Origin of the sequence: Streptococcus sp. HMSC074B11 (genome assembly GCF_001808705.1) — a bacterium.
Classification (GTDB): Bacteria; Bacillota; Bacilli; order Lactobacillales; family Streptococcaceae; genus Streptococcus.
Map to the genome: position 1 here is coordinate 199,502 of NZ_KV794288.1, position 18,534 is coordinate 218,035.

General features: G+C 34.8%; 20 protein-coding genes. All 20 read right to left on the reverse strand.

Annotated elements, in window-relative coordinates; all coding sequences use genetic code 11:
- Positions 1-25: 25 nt before the first annotated feature.
- Positions 26-607 carry a hypothetical protein gene (locus HMPREF2619_RS08215; RefSeq protein WP_049500018.1) on the reverse strand — a complete coding sequence of 194 codons (582 nt, stop codon included), beginning with the start codon at positions 605-607 and terminating at the stop codon, positions 26-28.
- Between the two features lie 33 nt (positions 608-640).
- Complete coding sequence (locus HMPREF2619_RS11240; RefSeq protein WP_000400484.1) at positions 641-1,117, reverse strand: V-type ATP synthase subunit K; 477 nt, start codon at positions 1,115-1,117, stop codon at positions 641-643.
- 15 nt (positions 1,118-1,132) lie between these two features.
- Positions 1,133-3,124: a V-type ATP synthase subunit I gene (locus HMPREF2619_RS08225; RefSeq protein WP_070460622.1), complete on the reverse strand. Its 1,992-nt coding sequence runs from the start codon at positions 3,122-3,124 to the stop codon at positions 1,133-1,135.
- Entirely contained in the window at positions 3,114-3,437 is a 324-nt protein-coding gene (locus HMPREF2619_RS08230) for a hypothetical protein (protein WP_070460624.1), read from the reverse strand. The genes HMPREF2619_RS08225 and HMPREF2619_RS08230 overlap by 11 nt, the downstream gene beginning before the upstream one ends.
- 24 nt (positions 3,438-3,461) lie before the next feature.
- Entirely contained in the window at positions 3,462-4,352 is an 891-nt protein-coding gene (locus HMPREF2619_RS08235; RefSeq protein ID WP_070460627.1) for an ROK family protein, read from the reverse strand.
- A gap of 157 nt (positions 4,353-4,509) precedes the next feature.
- On the reverse strand, positions 4,510-5,619 hold the full coding sequence (locus HMPREF2619_RS08240; protein WP_000248712.1) for a Gfo/Idh/MocA family protein: 1,110 nt from the start codon (positions 5,617-5,619) through the stop codon (positions 4,510-4,512).
- 37 nt (positions 5,620-5,656) lie between these two features.
- Positions 5,657-7,981, reverse strand: a complete 2,325-nt coding sequence (locus tag HMPREF2619_RS08245; RefSeq protein ID WP_070460628.1) for a sialidase family protein — start codon at positions 7,979-7,981, stop codon at positions 5,657-5,659.
- Between the two features lies 1 nt (position 7,982).
- Positions 7,983-8,441: a NanQ anomerase/TabA/YiaL family protein gene (locus HMPREF2619_RS08250; RefSeq protein WP_000587140.1), complete on the reverse strand. Its 459-nt coding sequence runs from the start codon at positions 8,439-8,441 to the stop codon at positions 7,983-7,985.
- Positions 8,442-8,466: 25 nt separating this feature from the next.
- On the reverse strand, positions 8,467-10,008 hold the full coding sequence (locus tag HMPREF2619_RS08255; RefSeq protein WP_070460631.1) for a sodium:solute symporter family protein: 1,542 nt from the start codon (positions 10,006-10,008) through the stop codon (positions 8,467-8,469).
- A gap of 27 nt (positions 10,009-10,035) precedes the next feature.
- A complete protein-coding gene (locus tag HMPREF2619_RS08260; RefSeq protein WP_045611612.1) occupies positions 10,036-10,953 on the reverse strand; it encodes an N-acetylneuraminate lyase in 918 nt (305 codons plus the stop codon).
- Positions 10,954-10,977: 24 nt separating this feature from the next.
- On the reverse strand, positions 10,978-11,679 hold the full coding sequence (locus tag HMPREF2619_RS08265; protein WP_070460633.1) for an N-acetylmannosamine-6-phosphate 2-epimerase: 702 nt from the start codon (positions 11,677-11,679) through the stop codon (positions 10,978-10,980).
- Between the two features lie 4 nt (positions 11,680-11,683).
- On the reverse strand, positions 11,684-12,493 hold the full coding sequence (locus HMPREF2619_RS08270) for a MurR/RpiR family transcriptional regulator (RefSeq protein ID WP_070460635.1): 810 nt from the start codon (positions 12,491-12,493) through the stop codon (positions 11,684-11,686).
- A 400-nt stretch (positions 12,494-12,893) separates the two neighbouring features.
- Complete coding sequence (locus tag HMPREF2619_RS08275) at positions 12,894-13,481, reverse strand: CPBP family intramembrane glutamic endopeptidase (protein WP_070460637.1); 588 nt, start codon at positions 13,479-13,481, stop codon at positions 12,894-12,896.
- 2 nt (positions 13,482-13,483) lie between these two features.
- Positions 13,484-13,717 (reverse strand): hypothetical protein, encoded by a 234-nt coding sequence (locus tag HMPREF2619_RS08280; RefSeq protein ID WP_000840776.1) that lies wholly within the window; start codon positions 13,715-13,717, stop codon positions 13,484-13,486.
- A gap of 12 nt (positions 13,718-13,729) precedes the next feature.
- Positions 13,730-14,110, reverse strand: coding sequence for a thioredoxin domain-containing protein (locus tag HMPREF2619_RS08285; RefSeq protein WP_070460639.1), 381 nt, complete (start codon positions 14,108-14,110; stop codon positions 13,730-13,732).
- Entirely contained in the window at positions 14,103-14,552 is a 450-nt protein-coding gene (locus HMPREF2619_RS08290; RefSeq protein ID WP_070460641.1) for a hypothetical protein, read from the reverse strand. The genes HMPREF2619_RS08285 and HMPREF2619_RS08290 overlap by 8 nt, the downstream gene beginning before the upstream one ends.
- Positions 14,536-15,894 (reverse strand): DNA (cytosine-5-)-methyltransferase, encoded by a 1,359-nt coding sequence (gene dcm, locus HMPREF2619_RS08295; RefSeq protein WP_070460643.1) that lies wholly within the window; start codon positions 15,892-15,894, stop codon positions 14,536-14,538. Before dcm ends, HMPREF2619_RS08290 begins: the two co-directional genes overlap by 17 nt.
- Positions 15,895-15,992: 98 nt before the next feature.
- A complete protein-coding gene (locus HMPREF2619_RS08300; protein WP_070460645.1) occupies positions 15,993-16,772 on the reverse strand; it encodes a replication initiator protein A in 780 nt (259 codons plus the stop codon).
- A complete protein-coding gene (locus HMPREF2619_RS10970; protein ID WP_083279626.1) occupies positions 16,769-16,942 on the reverse strand; it encodes a hypothetical protein in 174 nt (57 codons plus the stop codon). The genes HMPREF2619_RS08300 and HMPREF2619_RS10970 overlap by 4 nt, the downstream gene beginning before the upstream one ends.
- A gap of 208 nt (positions 16,943-17,150) precedes the next feature.
- On the reverse strand, positions 17,151-18,512 hold the full coding sequence (gene rlmD / locus HMPREF2619_RS08305) for a 23S rRNA (uracil(1939)-C(5))-methyltransferase RlmD (RefSeq protein ID WP_070460647.1): 1,362 nt from the start codon (positions 18,510-18,512) through the stop codon (positions 17,151-17,153).
- Between the last annotated feature and the right edge of the window lie 22 nt (positions 18,513-18,534).

An 18,534-nucleotide genomic window follows, 5' to 3' on the forward strand; every position in this document is an offset into this window, starting at 1 on the left:
TAAGAAGGATTCACCAATTTCATCCTTAATTGATAAAAATTTGATTTGCGATACTTGAACTTTCTTCCTTAGAAATCGATCCAATTAATGTTTTATACAAATAGTTATCATCAATTTTACCTATTGAAATAAGTAAGCCTGATTCATTTGAGATAGGCTGTTCACTAAATAAATGATTTGGAAAAGAGAATTTCAATTTCTCTAATTGTTCCAAATTGAATTTAGCTAAAGTCCGCTCCCCAAAAGTTACTATGACCTCTTGTTGTGAATATCGTTCCAGAATTCGATAGATGAACTCCATTTCTTTATCTGCACTCCAAGATTCCATTTCTATTAAAGCAGATTGAAAAAGTTCTTTTAATATTTTCTGTTTTGATACTAACGTTGATTGGCGTTCCTTATTTTTTAATTGTTGAAAAATTATTTGATATTTCTGTTGTAATTCTTTTAACTTTCGTTCATGTTCAGCTTCTTTTTTCTTTACAATGACCGACTTTTGCATTTCAAATTCATCATCAATCTTCTTTTTGGAATCCAATAATTTCATACGCCCTTTTTCATGAGCTTGTTCAATAACAGACTCTCGTAAATTTTCTAAATTGCTCATTTAGACACCTCCTTTGAATAGCAAATTAATTTCTTATACACGAAGGGTCAAAATGAATGATACGACAAAGGCAAGAATTGCATAGGTTTCTACCATGGCAGCCAAAATTGCTCCTTTCATGAATTCTTTTGGTCTTTTAGCCAAGATTTGCATTCCCGCTACTGCTACATTTCCTTGATGCTTAGCCGAAAAGTATCCTACAATAGCAATTGGAAGAGCTACAAAGAAATAAGCAACGCCTTTTTCCAAAGGAAGTTCTGGAGTTAATTGCAACCAAATCAAAATTCCAATAACAAAACCATATAATCCTTGTGTTCCTGGCAGTAGTTGCAATATCAAAGCTGAGGCAAATTTTTCTGGCTGTTCTTTCAGTAAAGCTGCGGCAGATTGCCCAGCCTTACCAACTCCATAAGCAGACCCCATACCGCTTAATCCAACCGCCAATACAATTCCCAATGCAGCGAAGAAAGCTCCTCCATAGGTTGAAAAATAAGTTGCTAAATGTTCCATTATATATATCCTCCATTAATTCTTTGTAATAACCTTAATATATTTCTCAGAAGCCTTCAAAGGTTGAAATGGTTTTCCTCCACCCTCATAAAACTTACCAAAAAATTCAACAAATATCAGACGTGCTCCATGAACATATCCTGATAGTAACGATAGAAAAATATTGATCGCATGTAAAAGAATGAATAATACTAATCCAATTGTCAGTTTAGCCAATGTCCCCGGAAACAAACCAACAATTAAATTGAAAGCTGATGCTATACTTGCTCCAGATAATCCTAATGCCATCAATCGAGTGAAACTAACTAAATCACCTATATAAGATGAAATGTTATATAGATTAAACAATCCTGATCCAATACCTGACAAGCTTTTGGCTTGAATAATAGAAACAATCAAAATCCCCACAGCATTAAAAATAGATACCCATTTCCCTAATACAAATAACGGTCTAATATCAGGCATCAACATTCCGACAGCAATAAATAACAAGCCAAGCAGAATAACACACCACGCAAATCCTGAATTATATGCTTCTGCATATTTCTTCATTCTTACTTTTTGTAGTCCTGAAGCTAACAAACCTACAAATACTGTAATAAATCCAAACACAACTGACACTACTAATATGGTCATGACATCTGAGGTTGTAGATATCAGATGAAATGGCAACTCATATCCAAAAAATGAGCCATAGATTCCACCCCAAATTGCAACGGCTACCCCTAATATATTAAAGAATTTTAAAAATCTCTTAGTTACTGAAGGTAGATGAAAAATTTTTAATGCTAACATTGTTCCTAAAAACAATAGTAAACCATAGCCTAAATCAGCAACCATCATTCCAAAAAATGTAAAGTAAAATGGTGCTAATACAGGTGTAGGATCTTTCTCATAATATTTGGGCAGAGCATACATTTCTGTCAATAATTCAAATGGTTCAATTAAAGAGTGATTCGTTAATTTGATAGGTATTTCATCTTGATTATCCGACAATGTTTCCGATTCATAAATATAAATAGAATGTCCAAAACGCTCATCCATAACTTTTATAAAATATAAAATACGAGTTTCTTCTATCCATCCTTCTAATGCAACTAGATGCGGAGTGCTCAAAAGGTTATTCTTAGAGATTTGACGAGCATAGATAGATAAAATATAGTCAATTTGCCATTGTAAATCTATCAAATTTTTCTTTGAATCTTGCAACGATGCGATAATATTCTCTTTTTCAGTTATTAACTGCATGTTTTCTTGATCCAAATCTACTACTCGCTGCTTCGGTAATTCCTTTCTAGAATAATCAAATGGTTCAAATAAGTATTCATCAAAATCAATAGAGCAACTAGACTGATAGAAAACAACAACACCGTACTCTCTATCATTAGAAAATATTTCTTGAACTTCAATATTGTTTTCTAAAAAATTATTGTATAAGTGATTATCTACAGTCCTTGGAATTGTTCCGACTTTTCCTCTACAGAAAGAAAATTGTTCTAAATGCGCAGGAATAATTTCTAATTTTTCCCACTTTATTAGTCTCTCTATTTCCTCATTATTACTTTGAATGTTTCTTTCTAATTCATGAACTCTGTTTATTTGATGATTTACTTTTTTAAGAACACCCTCAGCAACATTAGCTTTACCAAATTTTTCTAATTCTTCATAAGAGGTTGTTATCGGAGGTTGCTGTAATAACTTAAACGTGTTTTCTTTCGGTAGGTATTCTTGTAATTTCTCTACAGTTGCTTCCAAATGTTGTTGTTTATTCATCAAATAAGTCAAGGCATCATTTCCTTCAATAACCCCGTGATTGGAATTAGAAGTATGAGAAATTTGAATAGTTGGAAATACAACCTCATCTTTTTCTAGAGCTTCTAACCAGTTATCCTGAACCTTTAAATCACGGAACTGCACTGACTCTAGTTCTTGAATAGTTTTTAAAACATCATCAAGACTACTCTTAGAAAATAGTAGAGAAATTCTTTTCATCTGACTAATAGCCATATTTTTCTACCACCCTACCAATAATTTTTTCTACAAATTCTCCTCTCCTACTTGACGAAATATACTGAATCTTTGCATCATTTTCCTTGATTGTTTTATTAACCTCATCAATGAGGTTCTGTTGATTCATTTCTAAATTGCTTTCTATTGAAATTAATTCTTCGTGACTTTTTTCATCATAACTTTTTTCTAGTTTTTCCAATTCTTCTTGGGAGACAGCTTTATACGTATAAATCTCATTATCATATGATTTTATAATATCGGTTGCAACATTCTCAATATCTTGCATTGTCGAAAATACAGAGTTAGTCATTGTGACACCTCCTTATCTTTCACACTATTTATTAGAAATTCTATCTAAGAAATTTTTTACAGCTCCTATACGACCAGCTTCATTTCCTAATGTAGCTGCCACAACATTTTTAGGCAAAAACCTATTATCCATCGCATTTTTAGCTAAAGAACTTTGAATTTCAGGTAACAAAATATCCTTTTTAGCCAGAATCCCACCTCCTAATATGAGAATTTCTGGATTAAGTAGATAAGAAATAGTTAATAAACCTTTTGTTAGATTTTCTACAAAAATTTCAAAAGTTTCTTTAGCGACTTTATCTCCAGAACTTAAATCAGTAAAGAAAGTACGTCCAGTTTGATTAGTTTTCAAGCTCTTCTTTTGATATAAATGAATCAATGCGGTTGTTGAGGCTTTGCTTTGCCAATCCGAATTACCTACAGGAATATAGCCTACTTCACCAGCAGTATAGTTAAATCCGTTAACAATTTGTCCATTGACAATAATACTGCCTCCTATACCTGTTCCAATAGTAACCATTACTACATTTTTCTTATCTTGGGCTTGTCCCTTCCACAATTCACCTAATGCAGCACAATTAACATCATTTTCAACAAAAGTAGACAACCCAAAACGTTTTTCTATTTCGGAAGTAAAGTTTACTCCGATATACCCTGGTATTGTATAGCCTGCATAGATGATTTCTCCTGTATTAGCATTAACAACTCCAGCAGTGGAAATCCCAACACCATCAATTGAATAATTTAAAATATACTCACCAATTAAATCACAGACCTGATTTAATATCTGGTTCGTTCCCAAATCATAGTCAATAATTGTTTCTATCTCTTTGAACTGATTTAAACTCGTTCCAAAATCATCGTATAAATCTGCCTTAATTGTTGTTCCGCCAATATCGATCCCTATAATCTTCATTTCATCACTCCCACATTTTTGATTTCATTACTTTTTGATAAAAAATGGGACTGGGCATTATCCCAGTCCCATCTCTATTTCTTTATTCAATGAGTTGTATCACAGAACTTTAGAAATTAATATAATGACAAGAATTTACTATTCTGTTTTACAATAGTTAAGCATTTGTGATTTCTGAAAGACTTACTTTTCGATCTTCTTTAACTGATAAAGTACATGCATCAGCGGTAGCGATTGATTCTAAAGCAGCTACACCATTGAGAAGTTTTTCATATTCTTCTGTAATTTCTCCACCTTTAATGATGTCATGTAGATATTCCATTTCTTTATCAATACATGTTTGTAACCATAATGGGCAACGTACTCCTGGTTTACCGTACGCAATTGCTCCATCCATACCACGACCGGTATAGATAGCTGTACGGTCATCATCTTCCTCTTGAGTTTCATGTACTAAGAAGTGTGATTCTCCTTCACCTTTAACACGAAGAGTACCTCCAGTATTGAACAAGTCAAGTTTGATAGCTCCTTCAGTTCCTTGAATCAAGACGTAGTGTTCACCCCAACGGAAAGCATTACCATATTCCAAAACAGCATAACGATCATCAGAGTATTCTAGGTTTACAATGAGCATATCATCTTCATCACCAAAGTTTTCACCTTTATGATATACATTGCCTCCTACCATTGTCGCTTTTTCAGGAAGTCCTCCCATGATGAACTGAATGCAATCTAATTCATGAATATGGTGGTACAAATGTCCACCAGATTGAGAACGAAGTTTCTTCCATGATACAGTTGGTTGTTGTTCTTCCCAACCTGTACGAGCGGCATGGCAATAAAGAACTTTACCGATTTTACCTTGAGTAATCAATTCTTTAGCATGGTGTACACCATTAAAGAAGTTCATGATGTGACCAGCCATAAAGATAACATTATTTTCTTTACATGCATCAACCATGGCTTTACAATCTTCATAAGACAATGCAATTGGCTTTTCACAAAATACGTGTTTGCCATGTTGAGCAGCTTTCACAACAGGTTCACGGTGAAGGTAGCTAGGTGAAGCTACGATCACACAATCAATATCTTCACGTGCTACAAGTTCATCTAAACTTGCACAAACATCTGATCCCAACTCTTGAGCAACCTCTTCTCCATGATTTGGGTCAAATACCGCAACCACTTTTGCATCTTCAATTTTGTTCATTGAGCGAGCCAAATCAGCTCCAAAATATCCAGCTCCAACAATACCGTAATTTACCATAATTTTTATCCTCTTTCAATAAATTTAAATTTCAGCTTTAATTCTTTTTCAAATCTTCAATCTTAAATGTTATATATGGTACAACATTTTTCATATGAAGTTCATTACGAGACCATGAATCAAATTTTTCAAACATCAATCCAATTTCATGATTTGGTAACTCTGTCAATGTTGAATATGAGTATCCATAGTTACTATAATCAACATCGTGATGATAACGCCAATCAATTGTATTATCATCGTTAATTAGACCAATAGAAATTTGTCCGTGTTTACGACCATTTGTGGAGTTTGGAGTACTTAAAATGACAGCCTTTTTACCATCAATCAATTGACTATAATTGATGATTGATAATTGTGTTCCATAACTTGGATTTGAAACAAAGTTCAAATATTCCGGCGCACTCCAAGTAGTACCTGCGTCTTTACTTGTTAAATATGCAATTTTACCATTATTTGTACGCATGTATGCTTGAATTACTCCTGGACTCAATTCTACAAATTGTGCTTCTGCTGACCAACTAGAAGGAAGTGGCACAACTTTAACTTTCCAAGACGCTCCATTATCGTCACTATAAATGAATGCAGACTCTTTACCAGTGTAAGACGGAATAAGAATACGTCCAGTTGAGCTTTCAATGATTCCACGTCCAGGACCCAAATAAGGCGCATTACGATTAAGTCCCATTATTGGAGGTAATAAAGTTGGTGCAGACCAAGATTCGCCATGATCATTGCTAGAAATATATGCAATATAGTTCGTTGGCACTACTTTGAATAATGCATCTTTGTAGAAGATATTCATATGGACTTGAGTCCCATTACGATATTCAGTCTTTTTATTATTTTCAAATGAAACCGAATATTGCTCTACCGTCAAATAATTACCATTTTGTTTAATACCGAAATTTTTATCTACTGAAAATTCAGTTGGTCTGTTGGTACGATCGTCGTATACAGTACCATTCTCACGAATAGTATAATTATAATCAGTATCACCTTGTTTCTTTAATTTAAGGTAATAATTACCATCAATTTGTTTATAACCTGAATCTTTTCTAGTAGCTTCTCTAAAACTTACTCCAGCAGGCATAACATCAGCAAACATGAGTACTTGTTTATTATTTTTTTCAACAATAACAGAGTCAATATAGGTTGCACCACCGCTGATTTGTAAGTCACGTCCACCAACTTCACGAGGCCATTCTAATGGTACTGGCGCAAAATCATCGAATGCCAATGTTAATTTTGGTTTAGTCCATGTCTTACCATTATCATCACTATAACTTGTAGCAATATTAATTTTATTCAAGAAATCATGAGTTCCACCGTAACGAGCGTCAATGCTTGAAAAAACCCGACCATTGCTAAAAGTATACAAAACTGGAATACGGAAATAGTTAGAACCTGTTGTATCATTAGCCGTATAAATTAAATGTCCAGTAACAGCGTTTGTTGTCATCTTTTTAACAGTTTCTTCATCCAATGCACTATTAAAGAATTTGATATTTTCTAGTGTTCCGTTAAAACCAAACGCCGTTTTTCCTGCACGTTTCACTCCCCCAAGCATATAGTAATCAATACCTTTAATATCCTTGATGCTTAGGAAGTTATCCACTTTCTTTTCTACTACTTTTGTACCATTTGCATATAAAGAATATGTTTTTTTGACTGAATCTGCTACTACTGCAACAGTGTTAGTCACAGCCTCTTGTTTGTACTTACCCCAAACTGAAGCAGGTCTGGATACTAGGTGATTTTTATTGGAAGAAGTATCACGCGCTTCCATTCCCAATTCACCATTGTCTCTAAGGAACACATCTACATAACTATTTTGTTGACCGGGTTTAGAATTAGATATTCCAAACAGAGCTTGTAAACCTTTCTCACTAGACTGATTGTACTTAATCACTGCAGTAAAGTCACCGCTAGTAAATTTATCCTTTAACTCATTAGTGACATTTTCTCCGCCCCCTGTTAAAGTAACATTATTTTTTTCTAAGACAGGAGTTTCTTCCGCTGTAGAAGATCGATCCTTAACAGTAGCTTCGACTGTTCGAGGTTGTACAGTAACTTCCGAAGAATTATCCGATTTAGGTTGTACTCCCGAAATCGCATCCTCTGTAGAAGATTGATCCTTAACAGTAGTTTCAACTGTTCGAGGTTGTACAGTAACTTCCGAAGAGTTACCCGATTTATGTTGTACTTCCGAAATCGAAGTCGTTGGTGCAACAGGTTGCACCAACTCTGGTGTTGATACTTCAGAAGTTTCAGTCTCCTGAGCTGCAACTGAGTTAGCAACAAATGCTGATAATACTACTACAGTACCTAAGGTTACATATTGTTTAATATTTTTTTTCATTTTATTTTTCCTCATTTAAAACTTTGATAACAAGTTTTTTAACAGTTTCATCATTGCAATGAATCTTTGGTTGGTGAAGATCTTCTTCAAAAGTCACCAACATATTCCCTGGAAGCAATTCAACAATTTGATAGTCTTTGCTATCGTAAAAAGCAATATCCTTCTCTTCGCTAAAAGGTACACGTGACTGAGCACGAACTGGGGAAGTTACTGCCATTTTTTCTGTATTTTCAACAACAATATGAATATCTAAATATTTCTTATGAGTTTCAAAAATATCTCCTGGAACTCCATCAGCTAGATAAGTCATACAATTTGCAAAAACATTTTCCCCGTCAATATCAATTTTTCCATCAACTAAATCTGTCAAATTTGTATTTTCTAAAAAATCACAGACTTTTGAAAAATGTTTATTGACAGAAGCATATCGTCTAAAATCAGATTGTTCAGAAATAATCATATTATTTTCTCTTTTCTATTAGTGACTAGTGACGAACTTCCCAACTTGAATCCGCTTTAATTTCTGAAATATCATGAATCGTTGTATATTTAGGTGCAGATACTTTATTTTCAGTAAGAACAGATACAATATAACCTGAAACTACTGATACAGAAATTGAAATCAATGAATATGCCCAGTAGCTAACAGCTGTTGGAGGAAGGAAGTATTTAATAAATACCATAACGATGGTTGATACAATCAGCGCTGCATAAGCACCTTTTTTATTTGCTTTTTTAGAAACAAAACCAAGAATGAATACGCCACCAAGTAGACCAAGTACAAGTCCCATGAAACTATTGAACCATTCGTATGCAGATTTAATATCTGAATGAGCCATGATAATGGAAACAACAATTGAGAATAAACCTACTGCTAGAGATACGAATTGTGCAATTTTCGTACGACGATCGTCTGACATATTTTTAGAAATGACATCTTGAATATCCAATGTCCATGAAGTTGCAACAGAGTTCAAACCTGTTGAAATAGTTGATTGAGCTGCTGCATAAATCGCTGCCAAGATCAAACCTGTGACACCTACTGGTAACTGGTATGCAATAAAGTACATAAAGATTTGGTCTTGAGGGATATTGCTAGCTGCACTACCTGCATTTTGTACTTGATAGAATACGTACAAGCCTGTACCGATCAAGTAAAAGACTGTTGCAGTTGCAAGTGACAAGACACCATTTGTGAACAACATTTTATTAAGTTTCTTAATATTTTGTGTTGTAGTAAAACGTTGAACCAAATCTTGAGATGAAGCATAGGAAGACAAGATTGTAAAGCCTGAACCCATCACAATTAAGAAGATGGAGTTTGAAAGCAAGTTAGGATCGAAAAGTTTTTCATTTGCAGCAAGGAATTTCCCGTTTGCTAATGTTTCTGCTACTGCACCAAAGCCACCTTTAATATTAGCCATCAGTACAAATAAAGCTACAACGACACCACTAATCAGAACCACACCTTGAATAAAGTCTGTCCATAATACGGATTTTAGACCACCAGTATAAGAATAAACAATTGCAATTGCACCCATCAAAATAATCAAAATATTGATGTCAATTCCTGTTAATACTGATAAACCAGCTGAAGGGAGGTACATAATGATAGACATACGTCCCAATTGATAAATAATAAACAAGAGTGCTGAAATAATACGAAGTGCTTTAGAATTAAAACGTTTATCCAAGTAATCATATGCCGTATCGATGTCTATCCGTGCAAAGATAGGTAAGATAAAACGAATTGTCAGTGGGATAGCTACAACCATCCCTAATTGAGCAAACCATAAAATCCAGCTACCTGCATAAGAGTTACCAGCGAGTCCCAAGAAGGAAATCGGACTGAGCATTGTGGCAAAAATGGATACCGAAGTAACATACCAAGGAACCGAACCATCTCCTTTAAAGAACTCTTTTCCTTTCATCTCTTTTTTAGAGAAATAGATACCTGCAACCAACACCGCAAGTAAATAAACAATCAAGATAATTAAGTCAATTATTGTAAATCCTGTTGTACCCATAACATATCTCCATATTGATTTTATTTATTATAAAAATTCTTTTCGTGCTTGTTGAATAAGTTCTGCTGCTTGTTTTGCAACTTCCAAGTCACCTTCTGCCAATGCTTCTAAGGGTTGACGAACAGAACCTAAATCAAGTTTTTCATTTAGACGCAAAACCTCTTTTGCTACAGCATACATATTTGCCTTACCTGATACCATCTTATAGATAACTTCATTGATAGCATATTGAAGTTTTTTAGCAGTATCTAAATCTCGTTCTTGAATCAAACTTTCCAATTTCAAGAACAAATCTGGCATAACGCCATAAGTACCACCAATACCAGCTTCTGCTCCCATCAAGCGACCACCAAGATATTGTTCATCTGGACCATTGAATACAATGTAATCTTCTCCACCTGCAGCTACAAACATTTGAATATCTTGTACAGGCATAGAAGAATTTTTAACTCCAATCACACGAGGATTTTGACGCATTGTTGCATACAAACTACCAGTCAACGCAACCCCTGCCAATTGTGGAATATTATAAATGATAAAATCTGTATTTGGCGCAGCTTCACTCATTGCATTCCAATATGCTGCGATTGAATATTCTGGCAATTTGAAGTAAATAGGTGGGATAGCAGCAATAGCATCGACTCCAACACTTTCTGAATGTTTTGCCAATTCAATACTATCTTTCGTGTTATTACATGCAACATGGTTGATAACTGTTAATTTACCTTTAGCAACTTCCATAACAGCTTCAATAATTTGTTTACGATCTTCTACACTTTGGTAAATACATTCACCTGAAGAACCATTTACATAGATACCTTTTACACCTTTGTCAATGAAATATTGCACCAGAGATTTTACACGTTCTTGGCTAATTTCACCATTTTCATCATAGCAAGCATAAAATGCAGGAATAACGCCTTTGTATTTAGTTAAATCTTTCATCAGATTTCTCCTTTATATTGTTTTTTATTTGATGACATTAATAAATCGCTGAGCAATTTCTTTTGGACGTGTAATCGCTCCACCAATGACAACACTGGTAACACCTAAACTATAAGCTTTTTTTAATTGTTCTGGATAATGAATTTTTCCTTCGGCAATTACCGGAATATTAAAATCAGCCAATTTTTTCATTAGTTCAAAATCAGGCTCATCTGATTGTAAACTTGTACTTGTGTACCCTGATAATGTTGTACCAACAAAATCAACGCCTGATTTAAATGCATAGAGACCTTCATCAAAATTACTTACATCCGCCATCAACAATTGATTAGGATATTTTTCTTTTATTTTATTGATAAATTCACTGACAACTAAGCCATCATATCTTGGTCTTAAAGTTGCATCAAATGCAATGACTGTTGTTCCGCATTCTACAAGTTCATCCACTTCTTTCATCGTAGCAGTAATATATGGTTCTTGAGGTGGATAATCTCTTTTGATAATTCCAATTATTGGTAAATCTACTACTTTCTGAATTGCTTTAATATCACGCACAGAATTTGCGCGAATGCCCACTGCTCCTGCCTCTAAAGCTGCTTTAGCCATAAAAGGCATCAAGCTAAATTCTTCATTATAAAGGGGTTCACCGGGTAAAGCTTGACAAGAAACAATGACTCCACCATGGACTTGACTTATAAATTTTTCTTTAGTCCAAATTTGGCTCATTTTATTATTCCTCCTTATGGATAATAGTTTGATTGTAATAATATTGTCTCTCTGGACTTTCCAGATAATGAGAGAATAAGCAGTCTGTAATTAAAAGTATTGGAAACTGAGGTGATATGCGATTGCCATACGAGAGATGATTGGTAGAAGCTAATAACAATAGTTCATCAAAGAAACAATCTTCTTCGTCAAATTTTCTTGTAGTCATTAAAACTGTTTTAGCGCCTTTATCCGCAGCTTTTTGAAGACCTTCTAGTACAATATCAGTTTGACCTGAAACGGATGCTCCAATGACAAGGCAATTTTCATTAAGTAATAAGCTACTCCACAAAATCATATCCTCGTCTGATAATACTTCACCAATGACTCCGAGACGCATAAATCTCATCTTCATTTCTTGTAAAGCAAGAACAGAACTTCCTTTACCATAAAGATATACACGCTCAGCAGTTTCTATCATCTCAGCAATACGCTCAAGTTGAACTTCATCAAGAACCGTGTAAGTTTTTCTCAACATTTCTTCATAGTCGGATAAAACTTTTTCTGTAGACTCTGTATACAATGCTAACTTTTCTTTCTCACGAATCATCTCTTGGTATTTGAAAATGAATTGTCTAAAACCTTTAAAACCACATTTTTGAGCAAATCGAGTCAATGTTGCTTTGGATACATTAAGGCATTCGCACAATGCATCGCATGAATAATTATTCAGTGATTGCTGTTTTAAGAAGAATTTAGCAACGTCTTTTTCAGCATATGCCATATTTGGTAAGTTAGCTTCTATCATTGGAATTAGTTCTTTTTGCAGTAACATATGAGCTCCTTTGTTAAAGTAAACGTTTACATTGTTTATTTTAACACTTATTTTTTTTTATTTCAATATTTTTCATGATTTAGAAACTAGTTTCCAATTTCTTTCATTTTATAACAGAACAACAAATATAAAAATATAACAATTTTTTATTCTTTATATTTGTATTTTATGTCTTGCAAGAGCATTTGTCGACGTCAATATGCTCATATATACCTGTTTTATTAATTTTTATTTTGATTTTATTATTTCTTTCGAAATTTCTATACAACATTTTATTTCTAAAAAAATAGAAAAAATGTTCCTAGTTTCTTTATTTTGTGCTGTTAATACATTTTTGTTTCCGAATTAAAAATAATCCTATAAAAACTACTGATTTATGAGATAAATCAGATCACCTATTTTAAAAAAGCATCAAACTATAAACTAGTAGGTTCCACACTAAATGTAGTCCCATACTGCCCCATAAGTCAGATTTATAGCGCACCATCCCTAAAAACATCCCAAGTGAAACATATAAACACCAAGCTAGAATGGTTCCTGGATGATGTACTAAGGCAAATAAAACACTTGTCAAAGCAACTCGAATATCTAATTTTCTGACCAAGTTCCATAAAATTTCTCGATACAGAAATTCTTCAATCATACTCGCATTGATTAAGAACAATAAAAATGAAAACCAAGGAACTTGATGTTGAAGCCCAATTAAGTTTGCTTGATTCGTGCTTCCTTGAGCATGAATCAGACTAAAACATAGACTTATAATCAGTAGGCTAACGAATCCAATACCAAGCCATTTCATCCTAGTTTTCATATTGACCTTGACCACTTGTTTTCGTTGACCATACATCCATAAAAAAGAAATGACCGACGCACAATAGAGAATCTGTAGTATAGTTAACTCACCAATACAAAGCAATTTCAATAAGTATAGAGATACCAATAAGACATTTACTTGTTGGAATATATACACTGGAATTATTCTTTTCATAGTTACCTCCGAAATAAATCTTCATAATCTAAATCTAATACCTGCACAATCCTTTCTACCCATGGACTTTGAGGCATTCGTTGTTCCATCTTATAGTGACGAATCTTTTGATACAAACGATTCAATTCACTTGGATAGTGAAACTCTCCCGCAAACATTTTTCTGGTTAACTCAATCCAGCTGATATTTCTTTCAGCCAAAATAATGGACAAGTTCTCCCAAAATCGTTCAGCCATATTGCTTCTCCTTTAGTTAGATAAATAATGTGTTTGTACCATGTAAATCAATTGTTTCGTATCTCTTGGCAATAAAGCTCTAGCTTCTTCCAAATTCAGATTTGGATAAACTCGCTTATTTGAAACCGCAAGAGGAAGTCTGATGGTTAGTTCAGGATTTTTTAAAATCATCTCAACAAAATCCGTTAATTTTAGATTGTCTCGGTTCTTAAATCGTAATAAATTGGGAGATAAAAATTCAAAACAATCTGAAGAATAGCTCATCAGCTCAATTAATTTGTCCTTTGTCATTTCAGAAACTGAATGACAAGATACCTCGATGCCATAGTTTTGGAAGAAGTCTAAAAGAAGTTGATTTCTTTGGCTATTTTTACTTAGATAGAGATCAATCATGGGATACCTCCCAAAGATTCGGTTCCATTTGATATTCTGATACGATTAAGGAATCTAATAAATTTGCGAAGTTAATCGGTTGCTTGTCTTCATCATAAGCTTTGACAGTTACTTGGGTTGTAAGTATTCCCTCTTTTCCCTCGGCTCGATAGCCTTGTCCATATAAAACAAAAACAAGATTTTGATGATCATCTACAAAGGCATCAGCTCCGTTCTTTATATCCTGACTTTCAAGGAATTCCATAACGTTTTGAAGATAGGATTCGTAAAATAGGGGGTAGTTGTGTTTTTTATGGTAATCATCTAAAAATGTCACCTCAAACTCACATGGATAATTGGGCATTAAAAATATTTGTTCATCCAGCTGTTTGATTTCTGCATCATGTAATTCTGTTTCTAATTCGTCACAATCTAGTATTGACTCTTTATTTAAAGCTTTCATCTTTTTCCTCTATTTCTTTTAATTTCTTTGCGATTGCGGCAATCACAGGAACGGTTACACTATTACCAGCTTGTTTATAAAGCTGACTATTACTAGAGACTTTTCTAGCAGCTTCAAAAGCCCAATCAGGAAAGCCCTGCAAGCGAAAACACTCTTTAGGAGTGATTCGTCGTATTCTCAAACGGTAAAATTGTCCATCTATTAAGACACCGGCTACATGATAAACTTGTTTATCTTCTCCTTCATAACTAGCCACTACTACTCCCATTTGACCACTAGTTGTCAAGGTATTAGCTATACTTTTTCCAACTCTACCACGCCGATACTGAGAACTTGGTCTTTCTAAATTGATTGAATCTCCAATCTCTGCTTGAGCATATCCTTTTTTAGTTGCCTCCCGAACTTTTAGAAATTGGATTGGTTCTGGAATCAGTATTTTAGGGATTTTATCTCCACCTTGCATTGTAGTCAGTGTTGGAGATAAGCCCTCACTTCCATAGACGCGACCAGTTTCCTTAAAGCTAGTGGGTAAATCTCCAACAACGACAATACCATGGCGATCCTGTGTATTTAAAGTAAACATTGGCTCTTGATTATCCTTAAAACGTCTACAATTTTGTCTTTTTTCTAATCTATCTGGAGTCATACAAGGAACCGCAACTTTAAATCCTTCTCCTTTTCCACGAACTAAGGTTGGCGCAAGACCTTCTGAATAATACACTTTACCGCTCATGCCACTTTTTGATGGATTCAAATTCCCTAGTGTTTTTAAAGTCTCAGAGTTAGTTGCTTGACCTTCTCGTCTGAAAGGAAATAAGAGTCTGGTACCTTTCTTTCTAGAATGTCCGATAATAAATACCCTTTCTCTATTTTGGGGAACGCCAAAATCCTTACTGTTAAGCACCTGCCACTCAACATCAAACCCCAACTCATCAAGTGTGGTAAGGATTGTGGTGAACGTCCGTCCCTTATCGTGATTGAGTAGGCCTTTAACATTTTCAAGAAAAAGAAAACGTGGTTGGATTTGTTTGGCCGCCCGAGCAATTTCAAAGAACAAAGTTCCTCTAGTATCTTCAAATCCCAATCGTCTTCCTGCGATTGAAAATGCTTGACAAGGGAATCCCCCACAGATGATATCGACTTTCCCTCTAAGTTTTTTAAATTCGTCATCTGAAACATCTCGTATGTCATGAAATTCTATTTCTCCTTCTGTTTGAAAAATGGACTTATAAGATTTCCTAGCAAATTTATCAATCTCACAAAATCCAATACACTCGTGTCCGACACTTTCCATTCCTAGTCGAAATCCACCTATACCTGAAAATAAATCAATAAATCTCATTTCTTGAGCACCCCTTTCTTATCGACTACCATTGTCAGAACTGTCACTCCACTTGAAATGACAATAAGCATAACTAATATCCACTCGATTGGCGACATTTAACCACCTCCTTTTCTAACACGGTTATTCCAAACGGAATATAGACCGTTAAACACAAATTCAGCAAGTACTTCCGCACGTCGAACAAAGCGAACATTGTCAAGAGCATACTGATAAATTCTTTCAAAATCAGTCATAGCTATTTCACTGGCAGCTTCAGAAAAACCTTCTCGTCTAAATTGATCTTGCACCAATCCCCAAATATAATCTCGATCATATTTTGTGACCTTTTCTACTTTTCTTCTCAAAATAGGTTGAGAATTCCTTTCTTCCTCTTCCTCAATAAATAAAGATTCAGTCTCACTATATTTAGTCTCACTAACTTCAGTCTCACTAGGGGCTGAATATGAGACGGGGGCCGTTTCATTTTTAACCTGCCCTAGTCTTTTTTTAACACTAGGCCTGTTTGAATTACCTACTGGGGTAGAAGACAATTCCCCTAAATAAATCTTATTAGCTAGTCTTCCTTTCTCACTTGAAGACTGTTGAACTTCATCAATTAAGTCATATTCTTTAAGAATTTTTTTGATAGACAGTAATTTTGACTTCGAACAACCTAACAGTCTCATCAGTTTAGAATTAGAAAATACTAAATAAACCGCCCCTTCTTCATCTATCCAACCACGACTGAGAGATAATTCTAAACGATCTTTTAAAATAGAATAAGCCACCTTTACTTCTAGCTTCATATCCATATATTTCTCATCCTCAAAAAGAATTTTAGGTAATTTATAATACCGTTCTGAAGTTTGGTATTGATTTGCGGTAATTCGTTTCATAGCGCTCCTCCTAGTTCTTTGAGTATTAAATCTCCACTTGATTCCAATAGAACCAAGCCACTTTTTTCTAATTCAGCCATCAGAGAGATGGCTTCAACAATATCAATTCCCATTTCACGTACTAAAAATGAAATGACAATATAGCGTGATGATTGTAATTCTTTTGTCATTTTCCCTCCTGAAAATAAAAAAAGGAGAACAATATTCAATTGTTCTCTCTTTAGATAAATATTTATTGTTGTATTCATTTTTCCGATGCGCAAACGACATCTACAAATACATATACATCTATGTGCCTTTTTAGGACTTTTTTGACGTCAAAATTGCCTTTATCTACAAAGACAAAATGCTTGTAAAATAGCTTAAAATCAAGGATTTTCACCCTTTTTTTCGTTGTAGCAACACTACACACTCCACGTGATGCGTTTGCGGAAACAAATCCACCGGCTGTACTTTCTTCAATTCATAGCCCAATTCTTGATAAAGTTTGATATCACGCGCCATGGTGGCTACGTTACAGGAGATATAGGCGATGCGTTCAGCTCCTGTTTGGGCGCTTGCTTTGATAAAGCTTTCAGTCAAGCCCTTGCGTGGTGGGTCGACCAGGATGGCAGTTGGTTGGATGCCTTCCTTGAGCCAATTTTTCATGGCATTTTCAGCTGTGTCACAGTCATAGTGGGCATTGGTGATATTGTTTAAAGCAGCATTCTTCTGGCTATTTTCTACTGCTTCTGGGATGACTTCGACACCATAAACTTCCTTGACATGCTTAGCGACAGATAATCCAATAGTCCCTATTCCTGAATAGGCATCGATAACCACATCCTCTTCACTTAACTCCGCAAAGTCAATGGCTGTCTGATAAAGTTTCTCTGCCATTTCGGTATTGATCTGGTAAAAGGCGGGACCTGAGATTTGGAAATCATTGCCCAACATTTGGTCCATAATGTAATCTTGACCATAAAGCGTACGCCATTCTTTTCCGAAAATAGCATTGGTATTTTGGTCATTGATATTCTGCATAACAGACACAATCTCAGAAAATTGCTTGATCAGTTGTTCAATCAACTGTTCTACTCGGAAAACTTTAGGACGAGTGGTCACCAAAATAACCATGATTTGACCTGAATAATATCCACGACGAACAACAAGGTTACGAATCAATCCTGACTGTTCTTTCTCATCATAAGGTTTCAAGTCATAACGACGAAGCAAATCTCGAAGAGCCAAGACCACTTGGTCAATGACTGGATCCTGAATATAAAAATCTTCTAGAGGCATAAGGTCATGAGAATTCTTACGGAAGAAACCAGTTTCCAGAACACCATTAACTCGGCGAACAGGAACCTGGGCCTTATTGCGATACTTGATTGGATTTTCCATACCTAGAGTATCAGCTACCTCTACATCAGCAATTCCAGCAATTTTATAGAGGCTATCTTTTACTTGCTTGGTTTTGAACTTGAGTTGCTCTGGATAAGCTAGATGACCTAGGTCGGCAATACCTGAACGTAAGTATGCCAAATCTAAGTCTTGGTTGCGATGTGGTGATTGCGTAAGGTATTCCTCGACTTTACCAAAGCCAATCTTCTTGTTGACTTTAAGGACACGCATAAGGATCTTCTCAGTCGGTAGAGCATTCTCTACAAAAAAGACCAAGCCATCTACCTTGGCAACACCTGCTCCTTCATGTGTCAGATCGACAATCTCTACTTCTACAATATCATTTTTCTTTAACATATTTTTCACTTTCTATCAGCCG

What these genes read in the sequence shown, in the direction of transcription:
- HMPREF2619_RS08275 (WP_070460637.1), bottom strand. Translation starts at nt 13,481, where the DNA reads ATGAAAAGAATAATTCCAGTGTATATATTCCAACAAGTAAATGTCTTA.
- HMPREF2619_RS08215 (WP_049500018.1), bottom strand. Translation starts at nt 607, where the DNA reads ATGAGCAATTTAGAAAATTTACGAGAGTCTGTTATTGAACAAGCTCAT.
- HMPREF2619_RS08270 (WP_070460635.1), bottom strand. Translation starts at nt 12,493, where the DNA reads ATGTTACTGCAAAAAGAACTAATTCCAATGATAGAAGCTAACTTACCA.
- HMPREF2619_RS08250 (WP_000587140.1), bottom strand. Translation starts at nt 8,441, where the DNA reads ATGATTATTTCTGAACAATCTGATTTTAGACGATATGCTTCTGTCAAT.
- HMPREF2619_RS08255 (WP_070460631.1), bottom strand. Translation starts at nt 10,008, where the DNA reads ATGGGTACAACAGGATTTACAATAATTGACTTAATTATCTTGATTGTT.
- HMPREF2619_RS08225 (WP_070460622.1), bottom strand. Translation starts at nt 3,124, where the DNA reads ATGGCTATTAGTCAGATGAAAAGAATTTCTCTACTATTTTCTAAGAGT.
- HMPREF2619_RS08265 (WP_070460633.1), bottom strand. Translation starts at nt 11,679, where the DNA reads ATGAGCCAAATTTGGACTAAAGAAAAATTTATAAGTCAAGTCCATGGT.
- HMPREF2619_RS08260 (WP_045611612.1), bottom strand. Translation starts at nt 10,953, where the DNA reads ATGAAAGATTTAACTAAATACAAAGGCGTTATTCCTGCATTTTATGCT.
- HMPREF2619_RS08285 (WP_070460639.1), bottom strand. Translation starts at nt 14,110, where the DNA reads ATGATTGATCTCTATCTAAGTAAAAATAGCCAAAGAAATCAACTTCTT.
- HMPREF2619_RS08280 (WP_000840776.1), bottom strand. Translation starts at nt 13,717, where the DNA reads ATGGCTGAACGATTTTGGGAGAACTTGTCCATTATTTTGGCTGAAAGA.
- HMPREF2619_RS08245 (WP_070460628.1), bottom strand. Translation starts at nt 7,981, where the DNA reads ATGAAAAAAAATATTAAACAATATGTAACCTTAGGTACTGTAGTAGTA.
- HMPREF2619_RS08235 (WP_070460627.1), bottom strand. Translation starts at nt 4,352, where the DNA reads ATGAAGATTATAGGGATCGATATTGGCGGAACAACAATTAAGGCAGAT.
- HMPREF2619_RS08230 (WP_070460624.1), bottom strand. Translation starts at nt 3,437, where the DNA reads ATGACTAACTCTGTATTTTCGACAATGCAAGATATTGAGAATGTTGCA.
- HMPREF2619_RS11240 (WP_000400484.1), bottom strand. Translation starts at nt 1,117, where the DNA reads ATGGAACATTTAGCAACTTATTTTTCAACCTATGGAGGAGCTTTCTTC.
- rlmD (WP_070460647.1), bottom strand. Translation starts at nt 18,512, where the DNA reads ATGTTAAAGAAAAATGATATTGTAGAAGTAGAGATTGTCGATCTGACA.
- HMPREF2619_RS10970 (WP_083279626.1), bottom strand. Translation starts at nt 16,942, where the DNA reads ATGACAAAAGAATTACAATCATCACGCTATATTGTCATTTCATTTTTA.
- HMPREF2619_RS08290 (WP_070460641.1), bottom strand. Translation starts at nt 14,552, where the DNA reads ATGAAAGCTTTAAATAAAGAGTCAATACTAGATTGTGACGAATTAGAA.
- dcm (WP_070460643.1), bottom strand. Translation starts at nt 15,894, where the DNA reads ATGAGATTTATTGATTTATTTTCAGGTATAGGTGGATTTCGACTAGGA.
- HMPREF2619_RS08240 (WP_000248712.1), bottom strand. Translation starts at nt 5,619, where the DNA reads ATGGTAAATTACGGTATTGTTGGAGCTGGATATTTTGGAGCTGATTTG.
- HMPREF2619_RS08300 (WP_070460645.1), bottom strand. Translation starts at nt 16,772, where the DNA reads ATGAAACGAATTACCGCAAATCAATACCAAACTTCAGAACGGTATTAT.